We start from the raw sequence: 1570 nt of genomic DNA on the forward strand, positions 1-1570 counted from the left end.
CTAGGAAGAAACTAAAAATCTAGGCATTGATTTTACGCGGCTTTTTGTAGGGTTTGGAGATCGACGTTGTATCCGAGTTTGTTAAGCTGATGTACCAGGTGTTTAGCTTTCATGTCGGTGTTGCGTTTATCGAAATGGTCTGCGCCGAGATCGATGTGTTCAGTGCCGTCTTTGAGCATGTTATGGATGGCGGTTAGCATGGAGGCCGCGACGGCGCAGATCGCTTTCTTTGCTCCGCCTCGGGCCTTTAGCCGGTTGAACTGGGCTCTGTAGTAGCTGTCCTTCTTCTTGACTGCGGCCCAGGCACACTGGACGAGCATTGTTTTCAGCCAAGGCGCCCCTTTACGCAGGCGTGAAGACTTTCGTTTGCCTGCGCTCTCATTCTGGCCGGGACACATCCCAGCCCATGCGACCAAGTGCCCTGCGGTGGCAAAGCGGTTCATATTCGTGCCGATCTCCGCCAAGATCGTTGTGGCTGACAAGACGCTTACGCCTGGGACGGTGCTGAGCAGGTTGATCAGGGATCGAAAGGTGGCCTTACCCGCTGCCACCTCCGCATCCATGCGTTCGATCGCGACATCAACCTTTTGGTCGATTTCGAAGATAGACTTATCCAAGGTATCGTACTGGCTGAGATAGAGCTTGAGCATGAAACGATGATGGTCCGTGAGCCGGCCATGCAACGCGTCGTAGAGTTCCTTGGGTGAGGCCTTGAGACGCCGGTCAGCCAAGGCCGCCAACTTGGTAGGGTTCTTTACCCCCTCGATCATCGCTTCGATCATCCTGCGACCGGAGACGCCCATGATCTCGCTGACAACCGAATCCAGTTTGATATTGGCCTCTTCCAAGGTCTTTTGGATCCGCTGGGTATGGCGGGTTTGCTCGCGGATCATTTGTTTGCGAGCACGTTGCAGTGACCGCAATTCCTGGATTTCTTCCTCCGGAACAAAACTGGGTTTAATAAGGCCGCAAGCCACAAGATCGGCGATCCACGTAGCATCGTTGACGTCCGTTTTGCGGCCGGGGACATTCTTGATATGCGCCGCATTCGCCAGAATGAGATCAAAATCCCCCTCGCTGAGGATATTCCAGACCGGCTTCCAGTACACCCCGGTCGCCTCCATTGCCACGTGAGTGCACTTGGACTCCGTTAGCCACTCCAGCAAATCCAAAAGGCTGGTCGTCGTCGTCTCAAATGTCCGACACTCCCGCTCCACCTTACCGTCAACGATTTTGCGAACACAGGCCACAATCATGGCTTTGTGAACATCAAGACCCGCAACGCAATCAAACATGACATCCATAGGATACTCCTTCACAAGGGTGTCGCGGGCGTGGGCACCTCAAAGAAAAGAACTCTAGGAATCAAGCTCCGGGAGCGTTGCCGCCCCTTGGCTAAAATGGGGGTGATCGAGGTGTCCCAGGTCAAACTAATACACGGGTTCTTCAACACCATAGACGAACCGACCTCATTGCCGACGACCTGCCGATTATAGCAAACTGAAAAAGCCGAGGGAACATACTCGGAAACGTTTCATTGCTGGGGGTCGGCCATAGGCCGGTGGCGAAC

1 protein-coding gene is annotated in these 1570 nt (G+C 54.1%); it reads right to left on the reverse strand.

Annotated elements, in window-relative coordinates:
- Nucleotides 1-32 precede the first annotated feature (32 nt).
- Complete coding sequence (locus tag ABAC402_RS38890; RefSeq protein WP_023451365.1) at nucleotides 33-1304, reverse strand: IS110 family transposase; 1272 nt, start codon at nucleotides 1302-1304, stop codon at nucleotides 33-35.
- Between the last annotated feature and the right edge of the window lie 266 nt (nucleotides 1305-1570).

Origin of the sequence: Asticcacaulis sp. AC402, assembly GCF_000495835.1 — a bacterium.
In the GTDB taxonomy this organism is placed as follows: Bacteria; Pseudomonadota; Alphaproteobacteria; order Caulobacterales; family Caulobacteraceae; genus Asticcacaulis.